The following is a 16890-nucleotide window of genomic DNA, read 5'->3' as shown; positions in this document are numbered from 1 at the left end:
GCCGCCGCCGGTAACGCATTAGCTGTGAACAGCGCAGACACGTCGCCGCCGGTCCCGGTGCGGGCGCTTCCCGGACAGGGTGCGTCATGTGGCGGTGCCGGGGGCGCTATCTCCGGCGAGCCTCGAGCGCGTCCAGGATCAGGTCCAGGCCGTAGCCGAACTCGCTCGTGTGGTCGTAGCCCGGCCGCAGGGCGTGCTCGACGATCATCTCTGTGAGGTACGGCAACGTGCCCGCCGGCAGCTGCTCGAGGATGCCGCCCGCCACGTCCTCGACATCGTTCGGCGTCGTCACCGGCAGGTTCGCCTCCTGGAGGACGAACCCCCCGACGTAGCTGTCGATGAGCGAGACGGCGTGCGCGGCCATCGGCAGCGTGAACCCCGCCTCCCGCAGGACACCGAGGACCGCGTCGAGGTGGCGTAGCGTCGCCGGCCCCGGGTGGCGACGGGAGTCCATGAGGCCGAGAGCCCAGCTGTGCTGCGACAGGACCGCACGTGCGGAGGAAGCGCGCGCACGGATCGCGTCGCGCCAGTCGTCACACTCGACGCCGGGTAGCTCGATCGCCGCGAACACCATGTCGACCACGCCGTCGAGGATCGCGTCCTTGTTCGGTACGTGGTGGTAGAGCGACATCGCCTCCACGCCGAGTTCCTGCGCCACCCGTCGCATCGTGATCGCCTCCGCGCCGCCGCGGTCCGCGACCCTGATCGCGGCTTCCAGCACGAGGGCTCTGCTGAGCGGTTGTGGCGGTGGCACGACGGCTCCGGAGTGTGGGCGATTGACAGCCTTACGAGCGTAAGCCAACCTTACATGCGTAAGTCACCTTACGGATGTATGTCCACGCGGGCCGCATCAGCCGGGGACGCGGCAGACGCGCCCGGCCGGGCGAGAGAAGGAGGTCCCGATGCCGATGCCGCAGTGGTGGGGGCACGTCAACAAGAGGGTGTTCAATCCTCGCGCGATCGCGGGCGGGAGGTGGCCGGTGCTGGTTCACGTCGGTCGCGTTTCCGGCGCGACGTACCGCACGCCGCTCGATGCGCACCCCGTCGACGGCGGCTACCTGTTCGTCCTGGTGTACGGATCGCGTTCGGACTGGGTGCGGAACGTCCTGGCAGCCGACGGCGCGCGGCTCCGGGTCGACGGGAGGGAGGTGGAACTCATCGCCCCCCGCCTGGTCGGGGAAGACGAGGCGTTCCAGGCCCTCCCCGATGAGGTGGCACGCCCGCCCAGGCTGCTCCGCATCACCGAGTTCCTCCGGATGGACCTGGTCGCGGGCTGACGAGCGACCGTCACGAACCACTCACCGAGGACGGCGTCGACGCCCAGCAGCGTGTCACCACGGCGGCCGGCGCTGCTCCCGTGTGACGCCGAGGGCCGGGCCGCCACCCGCCCCGGGGCCGCGCTCACCGACCCGGCTGCCCGGCCTCCTCCTCGACCGAGGGCGCCTGGCTGGGTTCGGGGATCTCGCCGGCCGTACGGCCCAGGCCGAGGAGGGCGGCGGAGGCGAGGACCACGAGGCAGACCACGAGCAGGAGCACCCGGTAGTCGACGGCCGCGATCAGTCCGGCGCCGACGGCGATGGAGGCGACCTGGGGCACAGTGACCCCGAACTCGAAGGCGGCGAAGACCCGGCCGCGCAGGTCCTCGGGGGTGCGGCGCTGCAGCGAGGTGGTCGCGCCGATGACGATCCAGGGCGCGGCGACGCCGAGCACCAGCATGCCGGCCAGGACCACGGCGTCGAGCGGCGCGGTCATCATGAGGCTGCTCGCGCCCACCATGACCAGCGCGATGATCACGAGGGCCCGCTCGCTGGTGCGCCTGATCACCTCGCCGGCCAGCGAGCCGCCGACGATGGTGCCCACCGCCTGCACGGCGCCCAGGACGGCCAGGAAGGTGGGCTCATGGGACAGTCCCTCGGTGACGACGGCGAAGCCGATGGACTCGAAGAACCCGATGACGAGCATGGTGAGCGCGCAGGCCACGATGAGGCGGCGCAACCCTGCGTTGTCGCGCAGGAAGCCCAGGCCGGCGCCGGTCTCGGCGAGCCAGCGCTCCCCGGAGCGGACGGGCGCGGGCTCGGCGACCCGGATGAGCAGGACGGCCAGCGCGGCCAGGGTGAAGACGGCGGCGTCGATCACCACGACGACGGAGGCGCCGTGCCAGGCGAACAGGCCGGCGCCGATGATCGGGGCGAAGATTCTGAGCAGTCCGCGCATCGCCTGGACCACGCCGTTGGCGTCGCCCAGCTGCTCCTGCGGGACGACTGAGGGCAGGAAGGCGTTCTGGGCCGGGCCGGTGACGCTGCCGAGCGCGCCGTAGAGGAACATGATCACGTAGACCAGCCAGACGTCGCCGCTGTCGCGTACCAGCAGCAGCAGGAGCACGACGGCCGCCGAGGACAGGTAGGAGGCGGCCAGCAGGGGCCGGCGACGGAAGCGGTCGACGAGCAAGCCGGACAGGGGTAGCACCAGGCTGCCGCCGGCGAAGGAGAACATCACCAGTCCGGCGGCGGCGGTGCTGCCGGTGAGCGTTTTCACCCAGATGGCCATCGCGAGGAACAGCGCGAAGTCGCCGAAATTCGAGAGCACGTCTCCGAGAATGTAGAAGCGCATCTGGGGAATCCGGAGCAGTTGCGCCATTTCCAGCTCACTTCCTGCGCGACGGCGGATACGGGGTCAAGCTAGCACCGCCCCCGCCGGACGCCGCCGAACGTGGCGCGAACTTGCCACCTTGCCGCCCGTTTCCCTCTGCCGCGGCGGCGCCGGGCTAACTTCCGGATCAGCACGCGGAGTTTCGTGGAAAAGCCCTTCTCTTAATTGACGGGATCCACATGGATAATCCGATATTCGAGGCCGCCGAGCGACTCGCGGGTAAATTCGGTATGCCGCCCGGCGCGGTGCTCGCGGCGGGCGCGCTGGTGGTGCTGGCCGCGCACGCGGGCGCGGAGCAGGTGCACGGTGAGGTATGCGGGCACGAGGTGCGGCTGCCCTGGAGGGCGAGGCTGAGCGAGATCGTCGCGGCGGTCGCCGCCCTGCCCGAGGCCACCAGCGTCGCCGTGGGCGGCCGGAGCATCGTGTTCGACCTCGGCGACCGGGAGGTCGTCGCCGAGCCGCTGCTGCGCGCCCGGCTGGCGGCGGCGCTGGCCGCCGATCCGGACCGGCCCGCCGGCCGGGCCTGGCTCTGGAGCGATGAGGACGCCCGGATCGTCGCGGGCGCGCACGCCGAGCGCGACTGGGACACCGTACGGACCGTGGCGTCGATGATCAGGGACCACATGGTCGGCGACCCCGACGCCGTGGCCGTCGACGACGGCGCCACGGCCGTCACCTACCGGCGGCTCGGCGAGCTGACCGCCGCGCTCGCCACCCGCTTCGGGCAGGCCGGCGTGGGACCGGGCGATCTGGTCGGCATCGGCCTGCCCCGGCGGATCGAGACCGTCGCCGCCCTGCTGGCCACCTGGTCGCTGGGCGCCGGCTTCCTGCCGCTCGACCTCAAGCACCCGCCGCTCCGGCTGAGCCAGCAGCTGGCCGCCGCCGGGGCGGGGCACGCGGTGCTCCCCGAGGGGGTGGAGCTGCCCGGCTGCACCGCCCTGCGCGCGACGGCCGAGCCGGCCGCGGGCGCCGTCCCCGACTTCCCCGTCGCCCTCGACGGGGTGGCCTACGCCCTGTCCACCTCCGGCTCGACGGGCACGCCCAAGGCGGTCGCCATCCCCCATGCGGCCCTGCGGCACAGCGTCGGCGCCATCGCCGCCATGATCGGAGCCGAACGCCCGCACGTCACCTGCATGGCCACGCTGACCTTCGACATGTCCACGATGGAGATCTTCCTGCCGCTGGCCACCGGCGGGCGGCTGCTGCTGGTCCACGAGGACCTGCAGCGGGATCCGGAACGGCTGGCCGCCTGGCTGCACGGCCGGCGGCTCGACCTGGTCCAGGCCACCCCGACGACCTGGCGGATGACCGTGCCGCACCTGACCGCCGGCAGCCTGGACGGCGTCGACGTGATCTGCGGCGGGGAGGCGCTCAGCGCCGATCTCGTGGCCGGTCTGCGGACGACGGGCGCGCGGGTGTGGAACGGCTACGGCCCGACCGAGACCACCATCTACACCGTCACGCACCTGGTGCCTGATCCGCCGCACGACCCCGTGCCGATCGGCCGCCCCCTGCCGGGCACCCGGGCCGCGGTGCTCGACCAGTGGGACCGGACGGCGCCCGTCGGCCTGATCGGGGAGCTCGTGCTGAGCGGCCCGCAGCTGGCGCTCGGCTACGTCGGCGACCCGGAGCGCACGGCGGCCGTCTTCCAGGAGCACCCGGAGCTGGGCCGGATCTACCGGACCGGCGATCTGTGCGCCTGGCGTCCCGACGGGACCCTGGCCTATCACGGCCGCATCGACCACCAGGTGAAGCTGCGCGGACAGCGGATCGAGCTGGAGGAGATCGAGGCGGTCGCCGAGCGCCATCCGCGGGTGGCCAGGGCCGCCGCGCTGGTGGTCGACCACGGCGCCAACGACCAGCGCCTGACCCTGTACGCGCAGGCGGCGCGGCTGGGGACGGCCGAGCTGCGCGACCACCTGGCGCAGTGGCTGCCACGGGCGCTCATGCCGCAGCGCATCGCGATCGTGCCCAGCCTTCCCCTGACCGGCAGCCAGAAGATCGACAGGCATGCGCTCCAGTCGCACGCCGAGACCCTCGTGGAGACGTGATGAAAGTCCTGGGTATCAGCGGCCTGCACCATTCCGAGGAATTCAAGCGGCGCGAGCTTCCCGGCCTGTCCGAACGCGAGTACCGGATCAGCCAGGGCCGCGACTCGGCCGCCGCCCTGGTGGTGGACGGCCGGGTCGTGGCGGCCTCGGCCGAGGAGCGTTTCACCGGCGAGAAGGGCACCGGCCGCTTCCCCGCCAACGCCATCCGCGACTGCCTGGACCGGGCCGGGCTCGGCCTGGCCGACCTCGACCTGATCGGCCACGGCTTCGCCCACGAGCCCTCCGAACTGGAGGCCGGGGAGGACTACCTGGCCCGGCGCTATCGGGAGGTCTACGACCCCGAGCGGCAGCTGGACTGGTTCGCCGAGCACTTCCCCGGCCAGGAGGTCCGCTCGCGCTTCGTCCCCGTTCCGCACCATCTGGCGCACGCGGCCAGCGCCTACTACGCCAGCGGCTTCGACGACTGCCTGGTGCTGGTGGCCGACGGCCGGGGCGAGACCGAGAGCCTGACCGTGCTCGCCGGCACCGGCGGCAAGCTCGACGTGCTGCACTCCGTGCCCGCGATGCACTCCCTCGGCACGCTCTACGGGGTCTTCACCCTCTACCTGGGCTTCGAGATGGCCCTGGACGAGTACAAGATGATGGGCCTGGCCTCCTACGGCGACCGCACCCGCTACGAGCGCGAGCTGCGGCAGCTGGTGCACCTGCGGCCCGCGCCGGAGTTCAGCGTCCCGCTGCTGGCCCGCGACGGCGACCTGCTCCAGCGGGAGACGCACCGGGGCGTCCTGGCCGTGCTGGAGGAGATCTTCGGACCGGCGCGGCAGCCGGGCGGCCCGATCGAGCAGCGGCACATGGACATCGCCGCGGCCGTCCAGGCGGCGCTGGAGCGGTGCCTGCTGCACGTGTTGCGGCACTACCGTCACCAGACGGGACTGCGCGACCTGTGCTACGCGGGCGGGGTCGCGCTCAACTGCACCGCCAACGGCCTCATCCTGCGCAGCCGGCTGTTCGACAGGGTCTTCGTGCCGCCCGGCGCCGGCGACGACGGCACCGCCGTGGGCGCCGCGCTCCACCTGCACGCCGACCGCAAGCCGGAGACCCCGATCACGCCGCTGCTCATGCCGTACTGGGGCAGCTCCTTCGACGCCGACCGGATCGCCGAGCACCTGGCCACCAGGACCGACTGCCGCCACCGCCGCGTCACCGACGAGGAGGAGCTGCTCGCCGAGACCGCCGCCGCGCTGGACCGGGGCGAGGTGATCGCCTGGTTCCAGGACGGCATGGAGTTCGGCCCCCGCGCCCTGGGCTGCCGCAGCATCCTGGCCGACCCTCGCGAAGCCCGGATGCGCGACCACATCAACAACCTGATCAAGAAGCGTGAGGACTTCCGGCCCTTCGCCCCCGTCGTCGCCGAGGAGGCGGCGGCCGACCTGTTCGAGATCAGGCGGGGCCGCGAGCGCCAGTACGCGCACATGCTGTTCACCACCCGCACCCGCCCCGAGCACCGCGAGCGCCTGGGCGCGGTCACGCACATCGACGGCACCGCCCGGGTCCAGGCGGTCAGCAGGGACGGCAACCCGCGCCTGTGGTCGCTGCTGAACGTCTTCGCCGCGCGCACCGGCCTGCCGGTGCTGCTCAACACCTCCTTCAACCTGCGCGGCCAGCCGATCGTCCGCACCCCGCGCGAGGCGGTCGACACCTTCCTGCGCGGCGGCCTGGACCGCCTGGTCATCGGCGACCACGTGGTGCTGCCGGGAGGCGCGTCGTGAGTCCCTCGACCACGCTGCCCGCCGACCTGGCGGCGACCGTCCGGCCCACCTACGCGCGCGGGTCGCTGACCCGCCCGCTCACCCGTCCGTACGGCGGCGCCGTGCTGGCCGCGGCCGTCCTGGCGTTGATCGCCGAGGCCGGTACCGAGCAGGTGACGGTGGCGGCGGTGGACGGGAGCGGGCTGGTGACGCTGCGCGCGGCCGTCGGGGAGCGCACCACGCTGGCCGAGCTGCTGGCGCCCGAGCGGGACCCGGCCGACCCGCAGGCCCGGGTGCTGGTGGCGGCCGACGCCGACCGGGCCGAGGTGGACCGGCTGGCGCTGGCCCTGCGCGACTGCGACTGCCTCTTCCTGCTGGCCGGCGATGCCGGCGACCGGCGGCTGGAGTGCGACTACGACGCCGACCGGTACACCGCGGCCACCATGGTCTGGCACCTGGACCGGCTGGAGTCGATCCTGGAGTCGCTGGACGACGATCCCGGCACCCCGCTTGCCGAGGTAATGATCGCCCCGGACGCCCTGCCGATCGCGGCCGACTGGCACGAGGACGCCTACGTCGCCCCGCGTACCCCCACCGAGGAGGCGCTGGCCGCCATCTGGGCCGAGGTCCTGGAGGTGCCCAGGGTCGGCGCGGAGGACGACTTCTTCGCGATGGGCGGCCACTCCATCCTCGCCGCCCGGGCGCTGACCAGGATCCGCGCCGCCTTCGACGTCGAGGTGCACTTCGACGAGCTGTTCGCGGCCCCGACCCTGGCCAGGTGCGCCGAGGTGGTCGACGCGGCCGCCGCGCGCGGCCCGGTGCGCGGCCCGGTGCGCCCGCTGGTCAAGGCGCCCGACGGGCACGCCGTGGTCTCGCTGGAGCAGGAGCGGCTGTGGTTCCTGGAGCAGTGGCGGCCGGGCACGGCGCTCCACAACGTGCCGCTGGTGCTGGAGCTGACCGGCCCGGCCGACGCCGGTGAGCTGCGGCAGGCGCTCCAGCGGGTCGTCGACCGCCATCCGGCCCTGCGCACCGCCTTCGTCACCGTCGACGGCCAGCCGCGGCCGGTGACCCGGGCGGCGGCCGTCCCCTGGCGGCACGAGCGTGCCGCGAACGGGGCGGCGGCGTGGGAGGCCGTCCGCGGCCACCTCAGGGAGCCCTTCGACCTGGGCGTGCCGCCCCTGGTCCGGGCCGGGCTGGTGAGCCATGCCCACGACCGGCACCTGCTGTGGATCTGCGTGCACCACCTGGCCGTCGACGGCTGGTCGCTGGACCACCTGCTCGACGACCTCACCACCGCCTGCCGTGGCCGCGCCCTGCCGCCGCCCGACGAGCTCGGCTACGCCGACTACGCCGCCTGGCAGCGCAGCAGGCCCGTGGACGAGGGGCTGGCCTGGTGGCGTGAGCACCTGGACGGCCTGCCGCCACTGCTGGAGCTCCCCTCGGACCACCGCCGTCCGGCCGTGCAGAGCTTCGGCGGCGGTACCCGGCGCCACGTCGTGCCGCCGGAGCTGGCCCGCGCCCTGACCGATTTCGCCCGGGCGCGCTCGGCCACCGTCTTCGACGTGGCGCTGACGGTCTTCGCGTTGGTCCTGCGCCGCTGGACCGGCCGGAGCGACCTGCCGATCGCCACACCGGTGGCCGCCCGGCCGCTGCCCGAGCTGGAACCGCTCGTCGGCTTCTTCGTCAACACCCTGGTGGTGCGGGCCGACGTGTCCGGCGAGCCGGGCTTCGGCGAGCTGGTCGACCGGGTACGGCGCGGCGTCGCGGGCGCGCTCAGCCACCAGGACGTGCCCTTCGCGCTGCTGGTGGAGGCGCTCCAGCCGGAGCGGGCGCTCACCCACGCGCCGCTGGTGCAGGTCGCCTTCGCGCACTACCGGCCCTCGCGCCACTCCTGGGCCCTGACCGACGGGCTGACGGCCACGATGCGGCTGGCGGACACCGGGACCGCCAAGTTCGACCTCACCTTCACCGTGCACGACGCGCCGGGCGAGATGGCCGTGGAGGTGGAGTACGCGACCGACCTGTTCGAGGCGGACACCGCCGACCGGCTGGCCGAGCAGTGGCAGACCCTGCTGCGGCGCCTGCTGGCGGCGCCGGGACGGCCGGTGTCCCGCGTCAGCGCGCTGCCCGAGCGCCAGCGGAGGCGGCTGGCCGGCTGGTCAGCCGGGTCCGGCGGGTCCGGCTCCGTGGCCGGCCCGGAGCCGGTGTCCGTCCCTGAGCTGGTCGCCCGGCAGGTGGCCGGCCGCCCGGACGCGGTCGCGGTGAGCGACGGGGCCGTCCGGCTCACCTACGCCGAGCTGTGGGCGCGGTCGGGCGCGCTGGCCGCGCGGCTCGGGCCGCGCAGGGGCGAGCCGGTGGGGCTGGCCTGCCGTCGCGGCGCCGACCTGGTCGTCGCCATGCTGGCCATCCTGCGGGCCGGGGCCGCCTACGTGCCGCTCGACCCCGCCTACCCGGCCGCCCGGCTGTCGTTCATGCTGGAGGACAGCGGCGCGCGACTGGTGGTGGGGCATCGCGACCTGCTCGCCGGGCTGCCGCTGGCCGGACGCGCCGGCCTGGCCGTGGACGGGCCGGGCGCCGAGATCGGGGCCGCTCCTCAGGTGGAGGTCGGCCCCGAGGACGCCGCCTACGTGATCTACACCTCGGGCTCGACCGGACGGCCGAAGGGCGTGGTGATCCCGCACCGGGGCGTCATCCGCCTGGTCCGGGAGACCGACTACGTCGCCCTCGACGGCACGACGGTCATCGCCCAGGTCTCCAACGCCTCCTTCGACGCCATCACCTTCGAGGTCTGGGGCGCGCTGACCAACGGCGGCCGCGTGGCGGTGACGCCACCGGAGACCGTGCTGTCCCCGGTCGCGCTCGCCGCGCTGCTGCGCGCCGAGCGGGTCACCACCGCCTTCCTCACCACGTCCCTGTTCAACGCCACCACCAGCGAGGTCCCCGACGCCTTCGCCACGGTCGAGCAGCTCTACGTCGGCGGCGAGGCGCTGGACGTGGCCAGGATCGGGGAGGTGCTGCGCGGCGGGCTCGGGCCGAAGAGCCTGCACAACGCCTACGGGCCGACCGAGGTGACCACCTTCTCCACCTGCCGGCGGCTCACCGAGCCGCCCGCCGTCCGCGGGCCCATCGGCAGGCCCATCGCCAACACCACCGCCTGGGTCGTCGACCTCGACACGGGCGACCTGGCCGCCGCCGGCGTGCCGGGCGAGCTGTGGCTCGGCGGCCCCGGCGTGGCCTGGGGCTACTGGGACCGGCCAGAGCGGACCGCGTCCTCGTTCGTGGCCGACCCCTTCTCCGGTACGGCGGGCGCGCGCCTCTACCGCACCGGGGACCTGGCCCGCTGGAACGGGGACGGCACCCTGGAGTTCCTCGGCCGCGTCGACCGGCAGCTGAAGATCCGCGGTTTCCGGGTAGAGCCCGGCGAGGTCGAGCTGGCCATGTCGGCGCTGCCCGGCGTGCGCGGCTGCGCCGTCGTCGCGCTGGAGCCGGAGTCCGGGCCGGTGGAGCTGGCCGGCTACGTCCAGCCCGGGCCTGGGGTCACCCTGGCCGGGCTGCGCGAGGGACTGGCACGGGAGCTGCCCGAGCACCTGATCCCCGCCCACCTGATCCTCGTGGACCGGCTGCCCCTCACCCCCAACGGGAAGGTCGACCTGTCCGCCCTGCCCGCGCCCGAGCGGCAGCGGGCCGAGGCGGCCGCGGTGGCACCGGACGGGCCGGTGGAGGAGCTGCTGGCCGAGATCTGGGCCGAGGTGCTCGGCGTGGAACGGCTCGGCGCCACCGACGACTTCTTCGATCTGGGCGGCCACTCCCTGCACGCCGTCAAGGTCACCACACGGATCGAGCGCGCCCTGCGCACGACGCTCTCGGTCCGCGACCTGTTCCGGCACAAGACGGTCCGGCGCCTGGCCGCCGCGCTGCGCAGCGCGGACGGCGACCGGCTGGACCGCGTGGCGGCCATCGTCCTCCAGGTCCGGCAAGCCCGCGTGGTTGCGGAGAAAGAGAACGCAGATGCACATTGACCGCGCCGAAGAGCTGCTCATCAGCAGGCTGCTGGCCGAGGCGGGCCTCGACGACCTGCCCAGGCCGGTCGCGATCCCGCGCCGCGAGCCCGGATCCGACCCGCTGTCGCACGGCCAGGAGCGGCTGTGGTTCCTGGACCAGTGGCGGCCGGGCATCCCGCTCTACAACGTCCCCGTGCTGCTGGAACTCACCGGTCCGGCCGACGCCGCCGGGCTGCGGCGGGCCGTACAGGGCCTGGCCGACCGGCACCCGGCCCTGCGCACCGCCTTCACCGCCACCGACGGCAGGCCGCGCACCCACCTGCGCGAGGCCGCCGTGCCCTGGAGCCAGGAGCGCGCCGCCGCCTGGGAGGAGGCGCGGCGGCTGGCCGACCGCCGGCTCAGGGAGCCCTTCGACCTGTCGGCCGCTCCCCTCGTGCGCGCCGGGCTGATCACCCACACCGCCGAGCACCACCTGCTGTGGATCTCCTTCCACCACATCGCCGTGGACGGCTGGTCGCTCGGGCTGCTGCTGGAGGAGCTGGCAGGCAACGAGCCCGCGCCGCCGGTCATCGACTACGCCGACTACGCGGCCTGGCAGCGCGGCCTGCCCCTGGACGAGGGGCTGGCCTGGTGGCGCGAGTACCTCGCGGACCTGCCGCCGCTGCTCGAGCTGCCCGTCGACCGGCGGCGGCCGGCCGTCCAGGAGTTCGACGGCGCCACCAAGTACTTCACCCTGCCGATGGCCGAGCAGGTGCGCGAGCTGGCCCACGCCAGGGGCGCCACCGTCTTCGAGGTGCTCTTCGCCGCCTTCGCCCTGCTCCTGGGCCGGTGGAGCGGCCGTACGGACCTGGTGCTCGGCACGCCCGTGGCCGGTCGCCCGGCGCCGGAGCTGGAGGAGCTCGTCGGCTTCTTCGCCAACACCCTCATCGTCCGGGCCGACCTGGCGGGAGACCCGACCTTCACCGAGCTGCTGGCCCGGGTGCGGGAGTCGTCGGCGCCGGCCCAGTCACACCAGGAGACCCCGTTCGCCGCGCTGGTCGACGCGCTCCAGCCCGAGCGTGACCTGTCGCACCCGCCGCTGGTGCAGGTGCTGTTCGGCCTCCACCGGCAGGAGCGGCGGCGCTGGCGGCTGGGCGAGGCGGAGGCGGAGCTGCTGCCCGCCGACACCGGGACGGCCAAGTTCGACCTCACCGTCACCGTGGTGGACTGCGAGGGCGAGCTGCGCGTGGAACTGGAGTACGCCACCAGCCTGTTCGACGCCGCCACCGCCGACCGGCTGGCCGAGCAGTGGCAGACCCTGCTGGACGGCCTGCTGGCCGCGCCCGACCGGCCCGTCTCCCAGGTCGGCTCGCTCCCCGAGCACGAGCGGCGGCTGCTGGCGAGCTGGTCGGGGCCGGGCGAGCGCATCGCCCCCACCACTTCGTTGCCCCGCCTGGTGGCCGAGCAGGTGCGCGCCCGTCCGGACGCCGTCGCCCTCACCGACGGCGCCACCAGCCTCACCTACGCCGAGCTGTGGGAGCGCTCCGGCGCGCTGGCCGGCCGCCTCGGCGCCGGGCCGGGCGACCTGGTCGGGCTGGCCTGCCGCCGCAGCGCCGACCTGGTCGTCGGCATGCTCGCCATCCTCCGCACCGGGGCCGCCTACGTGCCGCTCGACCCGGCCTATCCCGCCTCCCGCCTGGCCTTCATGCTGGAGGACGCCGGGCTGCGGGTGGTCGTCACCCAGCGCGGGGTGGAGCTGCCGTCAGGCGGCTACCGGAAGGTCCTGGTGGACTCCCCCACCACCCTGCCTGCCGCTGGACCCTTCACCGACGCTGAGACCGGCCCGGACGACCTCGCCTACCTGATCTACACCTCGGGTTCCACCGGCACGCCCAAGGCCGTGATGGCCACCCACCACAACGTGATCCGGCTGCTGTCGGGCACCCGGCGCTGGTACGGCTTCCGCCCCGACGACGTGTGGACTCTGCTGCACTCCAGCTCCTTCGACGTCTCCGTCTGGGAGGTCTGGAACGCCCTGACCACCGGCGGCCGCCTGGTCGTGGTCAGCCACTGGGAGAGCCGCGAGCCGGAGGCCTACTACGACCTGGTCGCCCGCGAGCGGGTGACCGTGCTGAACGCCACCCCGGCCGTCTTCCGCCAGTTCGTCGCCGTGGACGAGCGGCGGGGCGCCGACCTGGCCCTGCGCCTGGTGATCTTCGCCGGGGACGCGCTCGACCGCGACTCGGTGCTGCGCTGGTGGGAGCGGCACGGCGAGGACTCTCCGCAGCTGGTCAACATGTACGGGATCACCGAGACCACCGTGCACAGCACCTACGCCCCGCTGACCCGCGAGCTGCTGGCCGAGCGGCCGAGCCCGATCGGCGTCCCGCTGCCCGACCTCGGCATCCACATCCTGGACCCGGACGGGCAGCCGGTGGCGGCCGGCGTGATCGGCGAGCTGTACGTCAGCGGCGACGGCGTGACCCGCGGCTACTGGAACCGGCCGGACCTGACCGCCCAGCGTTTCGTGCCCGACCCCTTCTCGGGACGGCCGGGCGCCCGGCTCTACCGCAGCGGCGACCTGGCCAGCTGGAAGCCCGACGGCACGCTGGAGTTCCACGGCCGTATCGACCACCAGCTGAAGATCCGCGGCTTCCGCATCGAGCCGGGCGAGGTCGAGGCGGCCGTCGTCGAGCATCCCCACGTGGCCAAGTGCGTCATCGTCGCGCACGGCGCGCCGGAGCGGCGGCTGGTCGCCTACGTCGTGCCCAGGGGCGAGCTGACCGTCGAGGCGGTCCACGAGTTCCTGGAGCCGCGGCTGCCCGCGCACCTGATCCCCTCCGTGGTGATCATCCTGGACGAGCTGCCGCTCAGCGGCAACGGCAAGGTCGACCGGGCCGCGCTGCCGCCGCCCGGCGAGGACCGGCCGGCGCTGGGCCGGGACTACGTCGCCCCCAGGACCGAGACGGAACGGGAGCTGGCGGCCGTCTGGGCCGAGGTGCTGGAGCTGGAGCGGGTCGGCGTCACCGACAACTTCTTCCACCTGGGCGGGGACTCCATCCGCAGCGTGCAGGTGCTGGCGCTGGCCCGCGAGCGCGGGCTCGACTTCGAGCTGCAGCGGCTCTTCCAGCTGCCGACGGTGGCCCAGCTGGCCGCCGACATCGTGCCGGCGGCGCCGGTGGAGCGGGAGCGGGAGCCGTACGAGCTGGTCTCCGCCGCCGACCGGGCCCGGCTGCCCGAGGACGTGGTCGACGCCTACCCGATGGCCGCGCTCCAGGTCGGCATGGTCTTCCACATGGAGTCCGACGAGCGCATGCTCTACCAGAACGTCGACAGCTTCCACCTGCGGGCGCCGTGGGACGAGGAGCTGTTCCGCGCCGCGACCGCCCAGGTGGTGCGGCGCCACGACATCCTGCGCACCTCCTTCCACCTGAGCGAGTACAGCGAGATGCTGCAGCTCGTCCACCGTGAGGCCGAGCTGCCGATCGTCGTCGCCGACCTGCGCGAGCTGCCGGCCGAGGAGCAGGCGCGCGTCATCGGCGAGCTGGTCGACCGCGAGCGCGAGCGGCCCTTCGACCTGTCGAGGCCGCCGCTGTGGCGCTTCTTCGTCCACCGGCGCACCGACGAGACCTTCCAGTGGACGCTGGTGGAGCACCACGCGATCCTCGACGGCTGGAGCCTGCACTCCACGATCGCCGAGATCCTGGAACGCTACGTGGCCCTGCTCCAGGACCCGGCCGCCGCGGCCGCGGCGCGACCGGCCTCCACCTACCGCGACTTCATCGAGGCCGAGCGCCAGGCCCTGCGGTCGGCCGACGAGCGCGCCTGGTGGAGCGAGCGGCTGGCCGGCCTCGACCGGCTGGTGCTGCCCCGCTGGCCGCGCGACTGCGCGGTCGACGACGCGGGCCCCGCCTACGACGTCCAGGACTGGACCCTGCCCCAGGAGAGCAGCGACTTCTACGGCTGGCGGGAGACCAAGATCCCCGGCGACCTCTGCAGGGGCCTGGAGAAGGTGGCCGAACGGCTGGGCGTGCCGTTGAAGAGCGTGCTGCTGGCCGTACACGTGCGGGTGCTGGCCTATCTGGCCGGGACCGACGAGGTGGTCACCGGGATGGCCTTCAACGGCAGGCTGGAGGAGGCCGACGGCACCGAGTCCCGCGGCCTGTTCCTCAACTCGCTGCCGATCAGGGCGCGGGTCGGCGGGACGTGGGCGGAGCTGATCCGGCGCGTCTTCGAGGAGGAGAACGGCCTGCTGCCGCACCGCCGCTTCCCCATGTCGGAGATCCAGCGCATGGCCGGCGGCGGCCCGCTGTACGAGACGCACTTCGTCTACAACCACTTCCACGTGCTGAAGGACGTGCTCGACGCGGGCGAGGTCGCCTTCGTCGACCCCAAGCTGGACGCCTTCACCACGGTGCGGGTCGAGCCGACCAACTACCCGTTCGTCTGCGGCTTCCTGCGCAACCCGCGCTCCGGCAACGGGCTGCTCATGGGGCTGGACTTCCACCGGGGCGAGTTCTCGCCCGAGCAGGTCCGGCGCGTCCGCGACCAGTACCTGACCGCGCTGCACCAGGTGGCCGCCGATCCGGACGCGCCCGTGGCCGCCGCGCCGCTGTCCTCGCCGGCCGAGCGCGCGCTCGTCGGCCGGTGGAACCGGACCGACCGGCCGGCGCCGCTGGCCGGCTCGATGGAGTCGCTGGTGGCCGAGCACGTCCTGCTGCGGCCCGAGCGCGTGGCCGTGGTCGACGGCGACGTGCGACTCAGCTACGCCGAGCTGTGGCGGCGGGCCGGTTCGGTCGCCGCGGCCCTGCGGGAGGCGGGCGTGCGCGCGGGCGACCTGGTCGGACTGTGCTGCGCCCGCTCGGCCGACCTGGTCTGCGCGATCGTCGGCATCCTGCGGGCGGGGGCGGCCTACGTGCCGCTCGATCCCGGGTATCCGGCCGAGCGGCTGGCGTTCATGCTGGAGGACACCGGCGCCGGCATCGTGCTCGGGCACCGCCACCTGCTGGCCGGGTTGCCGCTCGCCGAAGGCCAGGCGATGGCCGTGGAGGATCTCGGCACCCGCGACTTCCGCGACGGCGACCACGGCGGCGGGGACCGTGTCGCGACCGTCGTCTACACCTCCGGCTCCACCGGGCGGCCCAAGGGGGTGGCGGTGCCGCACCGCGGCGTCGTGCGCCTGGTGCGCGGCACCGACTACGTCCGGCTCGGCCCCGACAGCGTGGTGGCCCAGCTGTCGAACTCCTCCTTCGACCCGCTCATCTTCGAGGTCTGGGGCGCGCTGCTGAACGGCGGGCGACTGGTGATCGCCGACAACGAGACGGTGCTGTCACCCGCCAGGCTGACGGCGCTGCTGCGGGCCGAGGGCGTGACCACGCTCGCCCTGGTGACCGCCCTGTTCAACTCGACGGTCGGCGAGGTGCCCGACGCCTTCGCCACCGTGGACCAGGTCTACATCGGCGGCGAGCGCATCAACCTGAGCAGCGTCCGCGAGGCCCGCCACTCCGGCCTGCACAACATCTACGGCCCGACCGAGGTGACCAGCATCTCCACCTGCAGACCGCTGGCGGAGCTGCCGCTCACCAACGGGCAGATCGGGCCGCCCATCGCCAACACGCGGGCCTGGGTCGTGGACCAGGCACTGCGTCCCGCTCCGGTCGGGGTTCCCGGCGAGCTGTGGCTGGGCGGCCCCGGCGTGGCCGTCGGCTACTGGCGGCGGCCCGGACTGACCGCCGACCGCTTCGTCGCCGATCCCTTCTCCGGGGTGCCGGGCTCGCGCCTGTACCGCACCGGCGACCTGGCCTGCTGGCGGCCCGACGGCACCCTGGACTTCCTCGGCCGCCGCGATCACCAGGTCAAGATCCGGGGCTTCCGGGTGGAGCTGGGCGAGATCGAGGAGACGCTGGCCGGGCACCCGTCGGTGGCCGCCTGCGTGGTGACCGCGCCCGGCGGCAGGCTGGCCGCCTACGTGCAGCCCGCCGCCGCGGTCAGCGCCGGCGAGCTGCTGGAGCACCTGGCGGGGCAGCTGCCCGAGCACATGGTGCCGGCCAGCTTGATGATCATGGATGAGCTGCCGCTCAACCCCAACGGCAAGATCGACCGGGCCGCGCTCCCCCTGCCCGGCTCCGGCCAGGCCGTCCCCGAGGCGGAGTACGTCGCGCCCCGCGACCCGGTGGAGGAGGCGCTCTCCGCGATCTGGCGCGAGGTGCTGGAGGTCGAACGGGCCGGGGCCGAGGACGACTTCTTCGCCCTGGGCGGGCACTCCCTGCACGCCGTGCAGATCGCCTTCCGCATCCGCACCGCCTTCGGCGTCGACCTGGGCATCAAGCAGATCCTCGCGGAGCCCCGCATCTCCGCCCTGGCCAAGCGGGTCGCCGAGGAGCTGGAGCGGATGGTCGAGGCGCTCACCGACGACGAGCTCGAGCGGCTGCTGCCGTCCGAGTCATGAGAGGACCCGCACGC

At 73.9% G+C, this 16890-nt stretch carries 7 protein-coding genes; 5 read left to right on the top strand and 2 right to left on the bottom strand.

Features of this window, described 5'->3' with window-relative positions:
* Positions 1 to 106 precede the first annotated feature (106 nt).
* Positions 107 to 754 carry a TetR/AcrR family transcriptional regulator gene (locus ACWDLG_RS41890; RefSeq protein ID WP_449930743.1) on the bottom strand — a complete coding sequence of 216 codons (648 nt, stop codon included), beginning with the start codon at positions 752 to 754 and terminating at the stop codon, positions 107 to 109.
* 148 nt (positions 755 to 902) lie between these two features.
* Here ACWDLG_RS41890 and ACWDLG_RS41885 point away from each other — a divergent pair, with 148 nt between their 5' ends.
* Positions 903 to 1277, top strand: coding sequence for a nitroreductase family deazaflavin-dependent oxidoreductase (locus ACWDLG_RS41885; RefSeq protein ID WP_449930741.1), 375 nt, complete (start codon positions 903 to 905; stop codon positions 1275 to 1277).
* Between the two features lie 124 nt (positions 1278 to 1401).
* On the opposite strand, the gene ACWDLG_RS41880 is transcribed toward ACWDLG_RS41885, so the two are convergent.
* Positions 1402 to 2637, bottom strand: coding sequence for an MFS transporter (locus ACWDLG_RS41880; protein WP_449930739.1), 1236 nt, complete (start codon positions 2635 to 2637; stop codon positions 1402 to 1404).
* Between the two features lie 191 nt (positions 2638 to 2828).
* Between ACWDLG_RS41880 and ACWDLG_RS41875 the strand changes: the two genes are divergently transcribed.
* The 4 genes from ACWDLG_RS41875 to ACWDLG_RS41860 are packed head-to-tail and all read left to right on the top strand — an operon-like array spanning position 2829 to position 16876.
* A complete protein-coding gene (locus tag ACWDLG_RS41875; protein ID WP_449930737.1) occupies positions 2829 to 4700 on the top strand; it encodes an amino acid adenylation domain-containing protein in 1872 nt (623 codons plus the stop codon).
* On the top strand, positions 4700 to 6469 hold the full coding sequence (locus tag ACWDLG_RS41870; protein WP_449930735.1) for a carbamoyltransferase family protein: 1770 nt from the start codon (positions 4700 to 4702) through the stop codon (positions 6467 to 6469). Before ACWDLG_RS41875 ends, ACWDLG_RS41870 begins: the two co-directional genes overlap by 1 nt.
* Positions 6466 to 10467 carry an amino acid adenylation domain-containing protein gene (locus tag ACWDLG_RS41865; protein WP_449930733.1) on the top strand — a complete coding sequence of 1334 codons (4002 nt, stop codon included), beginning with the start codon at positions 6466 to 6468 and terminating at the stop codon, positions 10465 to 10467. The genes ACWDLG_RS41870 and ACWDLG_RS41865 overlap by 4 nt, the downstream gene beginning before the upstream one ends.
* Complete coding sequence (locus tag ACWDLG_RS41860) at positions 10457 to 16876, top strand: amino acid adenylation domain-containing protein (RefSeq protein ID WP_449930731.1); 6420 nt, start codon at positions 10457 to 10459, stop codon at positions 16874 to 16876. Before ACWDLG_RS41865 ends, ACWDLG_RS41860 begins: the two co-directional genes overlap by 11 nt.
* Positions 16877 to 16890 lie beyond the last annotated feature (14 nt).

Source organism: Nonomuraea sp. NPDC003727 (assembly GCF_053586935.1).
This window is presented reverse-complemented; position numbering and strand designations above follow the sequence as displayed.